Here is an 8076-nt window from a genome sequence, read left to right on the forward strand (position 1 = left end):
AACGGTGGAAAATGTGCACGAAAACGGACGCTACCAGCCACCGGAGCCCGGATCGGCGCGAGCGCGCACACACTAGGGAAATGACTGCACCGGGACGAAGATAGGGGGGTCATAAGGGGGTGATGCAGGGAAATAACCGTTGTGCGGCGGGCAGCATCGCGCTGGTGAACTGCACCGCCGACTCCGGGAGTTCCGCTGATGTTGCGTACAGAGCTGATCCGGCCCCTGCCCGAACTGCTGGCCGCGCACGCTGAGCGACTGCCGGCCAAGGTCGCCTTCCGCGACCACCGGCGGGCGGTGACCTACGCGGAACTGCACCGGCGGACCGGGCGGCTGGCCGGGCACCTCGCGGGCCTGCGGCTGCAGCCGGGTGACCGGGCGCTGATCTACCTGGGCAACTCGGTCGAGGTGATCGAGAGCTACCTCTCCATCGCCAGGGCCAGCGGGGTCGGCGTGCCGTTCAACCCGCACTCGGCGGCCGCCGAACTCGAGCACGTGGTCGACGACAGCGGCGCCAGCGTGATCATCACCGACCCCGGGCACCTGGCGCAGGTGCTCGCGCTGCTGGCCGGGCGGCCGTACCTGCGCGTGGTGGTCACCGGCGACGAGCCGCTGCCCGAGCACGGTTCCGTGGTGTCCTACCGGAACCTGATGAACACCCCGCCGGGCCTGCCCGCGCGGGACGACCAGGAACTCGACGACGTCGCCTGGATGCTCTACACCTCCGGCACCACCGGCAAGCCGAAGGGCGTGCTGTCCACCCAGCGCAACTGCCTGTGGTCGGTGGCCGCCTGCTACGCGCCGGTCATCGGACTGTCCGAAGAGGACCTGGTGCTGTGGCCGCTGCCGCTGCACCACAGCCTCGCGCACATCTTCACCGTGCTCGGCGTGACCGCGGTCGGCGCGACCGCGCACCTGATGGACGGGTTCGCCGCCGAGGACGTGCTGCGCACCCTCGGCGAGGACGACTACACCTTCCTCGCCGGTGTTCCCGCGCTCTACCACTACCTTCTCGAAGCCGCGAAGGACATCGAAGTCCGCGCGAGCAGCCTGCGGGCCTGCATGACCGGCGGCACGGTCTGCCCGGCCGCCCTGCGTCACGACTTCGAGCGCGTGTTCGGCGTGCCGCTGCTCGACTGCTACGGCAGCACCGAGGCCTGCGGCTCCTTCGTGGTCAACAGCATCACCGGGACCAGGGTGGACGGTTCGTGCGGGCTGCCGATCCCCGGCCTGGCCGTGCGCCTGGTCGACCCGGACACCGGCCTGGACGTGGCGCCCGGCGACGAGGGCGAGCTGTGGGTCCGCGGCCCGAACGTCATGGTCGGCTACCACAACCAGCCGGAGGCGACCGCCGAGGCGATGGTCAACGGCTGGTACCGCACCGGCGACCTGGCCCGCAGCGACGAGGCCGGGTACCTGACGATCACCGGGCGGATCAAGGAACTCATCATCCGCAACGGCGAGAACATCCACCCCGGCGAGGTGGAGGAAGTGCTCCGGACCGTGCCGGGCGTGGCCGACGTCGCAGTGGTCGGGCGGCCGCACGACGTGCTCGGCGAGGTGCCGATTGCCTTCGTCGTCCCGGGTCCCGGCCTCGACCCCGAGCGCCTGTTCGACGCCTGCCGCGAGCAGCTGTCCAACTTCAAGGTGCCCGAAGAGCTGTACGAGATCGACGAGGTACCGCGGACGCCGTCGGGCAAGATCACCCGGCACGTGCTGCTCGACCGGCCCGCGCGGCTGCGTGCGGCCAGCGGCGGCAGGCACGAATCGCTCCTGCGCACGGACTGGGTGCCGTTGCCGTCGGTCCGCACCAGCACCGAGCCGCTGCCGACCGAGTGGGCCGTGCTCGGCACCGACCACTTCGGACTGAGCGAGGGCCTGGTGGCCGCGGGCATGTCGGTGGACACCCACGCCGACGCCGCCGCGCTGCACGTGGCCGCGTCGCTGGGCGAGCCGGTGCCGGAGGTCGCCGTGCTGTGCTGCCCCAGCGGCCGCACCGGCACCGATGCCGCGCACGAGGCGATGCGCGAGCTGTCCGATCTGCTGTGGTCGTGGGCCCACGACGACTGGCTCGCCGGGTGCAAGCTGGTCGTGGTGACCAGGGGAGCGCTGGCCACGGGTGCCGGTGAGGACGTCGGTGACCTGGTGCACGCCTCGCTGTGGGGGTTGCTGCGGTCCGTGCAGGCCGAGTATCCGAACCGGTTCGTGCTGGTCGACCTCGACGAGCACTTCCCGCCGGTGCTGCCGTTCGCGGTCGGCTCGGACGAGCCGCAGCTGGCCATCCGCAGCGGGATCGCGTTCCGCCCGCGCCTGATGCGCGTCACCGCGACCACCGACGCCGAGCCGATGAACCTCGATCCCAAGCGGACGGTCGTGGTCACCGGCGCCACCGGCCCGATGGGCGTGGCGCTCACCCGGCACCTGGTGGCCGCGCACGGCGCCAGGAACCTGCTGCTGCTCAACCCGGCGAACGCCGATCTCGAAGCGGAACTGGTCAAGCTCGGCGCCCGGGTCACCACCGCGACCTGCGACATCGGCGACCGCGAGGCACTGGCCGAGGTGCTCGGCGGGCTGAAGCGGCCGATCACCGCCGTGCTGCACTGCGACGGCGAGGTGGAGCGCCCGGCCGCGCCGCCGGGGGACCGGCGCCTGGCGTTCCGGTCCGTCGTGGACGGTGCGGTCAACCTGCACGAGCTGACCAAGGACACCGAGCTGGCCGCGTTCGTGCTGCTGGGCTCGGTCGCCGGTGCGCTCGGCGCCGCCGGACGCGGGGAGCAGGCCGCCGCCAACGCCTTCCTGACCGCGCTCGCGCAGGCCCGGCGCGCCCGCCGGTTGCCTGCGGTGTGCGTCGCGCTGGGCACCGCCGCGCAGGCCGCCGAACTGTCCACTCAGGAATGCCTGGCCATGTTCGACGCGGTCACCGCGATGGACCTGCCGCACGCCGTGGTGATGCGGGTCAACGAGCAGACCGCCGCGCGGACCGTGCCCGCGCTGCTGCGGGGCCTGGTCGACACCGCGCCCAAGCCGGATTCGGCGTCCCTCAAGGAGCGGGTCGCCGCGATGGCGGTCGAGGAGCGGGAGACCTTCCTGGTCGACCTGATCCGCGCCGAGGTGGCGACCATCCCCGGCATCTCGGGTGGCGAGCGGGCCGGAGCTCGTGATTCCCGGGGGGCGACCCCCGTACCCCCGGCAAAAGCCAATAAGACCTTCCGCGAACTGGGCTTCACCTCGGTCAGCGCGGTGGAACTGCGCAACCGCCTGGCCGCGGCGACCGGGCTGAACCTGACCGCCACGGTCGCCTTCGACTACCCGACGCCGGTGGCGCTGGCCCGGCACCTGCGGGCCGTGCTGCTCGGCGAGAAGCCCGCGCCGATCGTCGTGGACGAGCCGGTGACCGGCCCGGACGAGCCGATCGCCATCGTCGGCATGGCCTGCCGGTACCCCGGTGAGGTGCGCTCGCCGGAGGACCTCTGGCGGCTGGTCACCGAGGGCGCCGAGGTGGTCTCGGACTTCCCCGCCGACCGCGGCTGGGACCTGGACCGGCTGTTCGGTTCCGAGTCCGGCGCCAGCTACTGCCAGCAGGGCGGTTTCCTCTACGACGCCCCCGACTTCGACGCCGGGTTCTTCGGCATCTCGCCGCGTGAGGCGCTCGCGATGGACCCGCAGCAGCGGCTCGTGCTGGAGACCTCGTGGGAGGCGATCGAGCGGGTGGGGATCGACCCGCTCTCCTTGCGCGGCAGCAAGACCGGGATGTTCGCCGGCGTGATGTACCACGACTACGGCTGGGGACTGGCCGAGCCGCCGGAGGGTTCGGAGGCGTACTGGGGCATCGGCAACGCGGGCAGCGTGGTGTCGGGCCGGGTCGCCTACGCGCTCGGCCTCGAAGGCCCGGCGGTCACCGTGGACACGGCGTGTTCGTCGTCGCTGGTCGCGATGCACTGGGCCGGGCAGTCGCTGCGTGACGGCGAATGCGACCTGGCGCTGGCCGGTGGCGTCGCGGTGATGTCGACCCCGCAGACCTTCGTGGAGTTCTCCCTGCAGGGCGGGCTCGCACCGGACGGCCGCTGCAAGTCCTTCGCCGAGGCGGCGGACGGCACGGGCTGGTCCGAGGGCGTCGGTTTCGTGGTGCTGGAACGGTTGTCGGACGCCAAGCGCAACGGGCACCAGATCCTCGCGGTGCTGCGCGGCAGCGCGGTCAACCAGGACGGCGCGTCGAACGGGCTCACCGCGCCGAACGGGCCGTCGCAGCAGCGGGTGATCCTGCAGGCGCTGGCCAACGCCGGGCTGAAGCCGTCCGACGTGGACGCCATGGAGGCACACGGGACCGGCACCACGCTCGGGGACCCGATCGAGGCGCAGGCACTGCTCGCCACGTACGGGCAAGACCGCGAAGAGCCGCTCCTGCTGGGCTCGGTGAAGTCGAACCTCGGGCACACGCAGGCCGCGGCGGGCGTCGCCGGGGTGATCAAGATGGTGCAGGCGCTGCGGCACGGCAAGCTGCCCAAGACCCTGCACGTGGACCGGCCGTCCTCCTATGTGGACTGGTCGGCGGGCGCGGTCGAGCTGGTCACCGAGCCGCGGGACTGGCCGGTGCGGGACCGCCCGGCGCGGGCCGGGGTGTCCTCGTTCGGCATCAGCGGGACGAACGCACACGTGATCATCGAACAGGCACCTCCGCAGCCGCAGGTCGCCGAGCACACCGAGGTCACGCCGTCGGTGGTGCCGTGGCTGGTCTCGGGCCGGTCGCCGGCGGCGCTGGACGCGCAGGCCGAGCGGCTGCGGGCGGTCGACAGTGATCCGCTCGACATCGGTTTCTCCACGGTGGTCTCGCGGTCCGCCTTCGAACACCGTGCGGTGCTGCTGTCCAGCCAGAACGGGCTTACCGAGGTCGCGCGCGGTGAAGCGGGCGAGAGGTCGGTGGCGATCCTGTTCTCCGGGCAGGGTTCGCAGCGGATCGGCATGGGACGTGAGCTGTACCAGCGGTTCCCGGTGTTCGCGGCGGCGCTGGACGAGGTGCTGGAACACCTCGACGTGCGGGACGTGATGTGGGGAGCGGACGAGGACGCGCTGAACCAGACCGGGCACACCCAGCCCGCCTTGTTCGCCATCGAAGTGGCGCTGTTCCGGCTGGTCGAGTCGTGGGGTGTCAAGCCGGACTACCTCGCTGGGCACTCGATCGGCGAGGTCGCCGCCGCGCACGTGGCCGGGGTGTTCAGCCTGGAGGACGCTTGCACGCTGGTCAACGCGCGGGCTCGGCTGATGCAGGCCCTCCCTGGAGTTGACTCAGCGTCGCGCAGCGACTCCGTTGAGGGTGGTGGTGGGCGACGGGCGGGCGGCGCGATGGTGGCGATCGAGGCCACCGAGGACGAGGTCGCGCCCCTGCTCACCGAGGACGTGTCAATCGCGGCCATCAACGGGCCGAGCTCACTGGTGATCTCCGGAAACGCGCAGGTCACGGCTCGGATCGCGGCGGAGTTCACCGGGCGAGGGCGGAAATCTAGGCGTTTGCCGGTCAGCCATGCGTTCCACTCACCCTTGATGAACTCGATGCTGGATGACTTCGGGGCGGTGGTGTCGGGGCTGTCGTTCACCGCGCCGCGGGTGCCGGTGGTGTCGAACCTGACCGGGTGCGTCGCCACCGGGGCCGAACTGTGCTCGCCGGACTACTGGGTGCGGCACGTGCGCGGCACGGTGCGCTTCGCCGACGGCGTGCGGACGCTGGCCGAAGCGGGCGCCGACGTGTTCCTCGAGCTCGGCCCGGACGGCGTGCTGTCCGGGATGGCCGCCGACTCCGCGCCGGACGCGACGCTGGTGCCGGTCCTGCGCAAGGACCGCCCGGAGGAGACCGCGGCAGTGTCCGCGCTGGCGAAACTGCACGTCAGCGGCGTGCCGGTGGACTGGCGCGCGATCTTCGCCGGCACCGGCGCGCGGCGGGTGGACCTGCCGACCTACGCCTTCCAGCGGCAGCGGTTCTGGCCGGAACTCGCGGCCCCGGCCGCGGCGGCGGGCTCGGACCCGGTGGACGCCGCGTTCTGGAGCCTGGTCGACGACGGTGATCTGGACAGCGTCGCCTCCGCGCTCGAGGTCGACCCCCAGACGGCCGCCACCATGGTGCCCGCGCTGGCGACCTGGCGGAACCGGCGGCGCGCCCAGTCCATTGTGGACTCCTGGCGCTACCGCGAATCGTGGGTGAAGCTGCCCGAACGCTCCGCCAAGCCCGGCCGTCCGTGGCTGGCCGTGCTGGACCGCGAGGACGAGTGGACCACCGCCGTGCTCGCCGCGCTCGGATCGGACGTGGTGCGCGTCGAGGTCTCCGACCGCAAGGCGATGGCTGCGAAGTTCGAGGACCTCGCCGGGCAGGAGTTCGCCGGGGTCGTGTCGCTGGCCGGGCTGAGCGAGGCGCCGCCGGTCGGTGCTGTCCCGGCCGGACTGCTCTACTCCGTCGAAGTCGTGCAGGCCCTGGGTGACGCCGGGATCGAGACCCCGGTCTGGCTGGTCACCCGTGGGGCGGTGGCGGTCGCGAACCCCGGTGAGGTGCTGCGTCCCGAGCAGGGCGCGTTGTGGGGCCTCGGCCGCTCGGCCGCGCTGGAGCTGCCGCGGCGCTGGGGTGGCCTGATCGACCTGCCCGAGCAGTTCGACGAGCGGGCCGCGCAGCGGTTCACCAGCGCGCTGACCAGCGAAGAGGACCAGGTGGCCGTGCGGTCCGGTGGGGCGTTCGGGCGCCGCCTGGTGCACGCTCCCGCCACGGGCGCGCGGCCGGAGGACTGGCGCCTGCGTGGCACGGTCCTGATCACCGGCGGCACCGGTGGCCTCGGCGGGCAGGTCGCCCGGTGGGCGGTGGCCAGCGGCGCCGAGCACGTGGTGCTCACCAGCCGTCGCGGGCCGGACGCGCCGGGCGCCGCGGAACTGCGGGCCGAGCTGGAAAACCAGGGCGCGCGGGTGACCGTCGCCGCCTGCGACGCGGCCGACCGGGAAGCCCTGCGCGCGCTGCTGGACGGCCTGGAGCTGAACGCCGTCGTGCACGCGGCGGGTGTGGGTGTCGGAGACGCGCCGATCGGCTCGGTCACCGCCGAGCAGTTGGACGGCATGCTGCGGTCGAAGCTGGCCGCCGCCTGGAACCTCCATGAACTCACCGGCGAGCTGGACGCGTTCGTGTTGTTCTCCTCGGGCGCGGGCAGCTGGGGCAGCGGTGGCCAGCCCGGTTACGCGGCGGGCAACGCCTTCCTGGACGCGCTGGCGACGCACCGCCGCGGTCAAGGCCTGGTGGCGACCTCGATCGCCTGGGGTTCCTGGGCCGACGCCGGACTCGGCGCGGACAACCCGGAGATGGCCGAGCACATGCGCCGCATCGGGGTGCACCCGATGGAACCGCGCTTGGCGCTGGTGGCGATGCAGCAGGCGCTGGAGGACGGCGAAACCCTGCTGACGGTGACGAACACGGACTGGCAGCGGTTCGCACCCAGCTTCACCGCGACCCGGCCGAGCCCGCTGCTCTCGGACCTGCCGGAAGTGACCGTCGAGCCGGAGCCCGTCGAGGAACCGGAACTGTGGCAGCGGCTGGCGGACCTGCCGGAGGCCGACCGCGGCCGCGTGCTGCTCGACCTGGTGCGTGCGGAAGCGGCGGCGGTGCTCGGACACGCCCGTCCACAAGCGATCCCGGCGGACAAGGTGTTCCGCGAGCAGGGTTTCGACTCGGTGACCGCGGTGGAGATGCGCGAGCGCCTGCGGGTGAAGTCGGGCATCTCACTGCCCGCGGCGCTGGTGTTCGACTACCCGACCCCGCGGGCGGTGGCCGCCTACCTGGCCGAGAACCTGGTGACCGAGCGGCCGCGCGGCTCGGCGGCCAGCGAACTGGACCGGTTCGAGGCGGCGCTGTGGGCCGAGGACGCCGACAGCGGGGCCATCGGCGAGCGGCTGGAGGCGATCCTGCAGCGGCTGCGCGGATCCGCCCCGGCACGACCGTCCGAAGAGGACATCAACTCGGTCCCGGTGGACCGGCTACTCGACATCATCGACGGGGAACTCTCCGACCTCTCGTGATGCCTCCTGGCTAGTCAGCAGAAAGAGGATGGACCA

Annotated in this window: 1 protein-coding gene; it reads left to right on the top strand. The window is 72.4% G+C overall.

Annotated features, from left to right (window positions below):
• Nucleotides 1-198: 198 nt before the first annotated feature.
• Nucleotides 199-8040 carry a type I polyketide synthase gene (locus tag JOM49_RS42945; RefSeq protein ID WP_245369328.1) on the top strand — a complete coding sequence of 2614 codons (7842 nt, stop codon included), beginning with the start codon at nucleotides 199-201 and terminating at the stop codon, nucleotides 8038-8040.
• The last annotated feature ends 36 nt before the right edge of the window (nucleotides 8041-8076 follow it).

The sequence above is a fragment of the Amycolatopsis magusensis genome (genome assembly GCF_017875555.1).
Lineage (GTDB): Bacteria > Actinomycetota > Actinomycetes > Mycobacteriales > Pseudonocardiaceae > Amycolatopsis > Amycolatopsis magusensis.

Bases quoted from the DNA above. Each gene is read 5' to 3' on its own strand.
- JOM49_RS42945 (WP_245369328.1), top strand. From the start codon at position 199: ATGTTGCGTACAGAGCTGATCCGGCCCCTGCCCGAACTGCTGGCCGCG.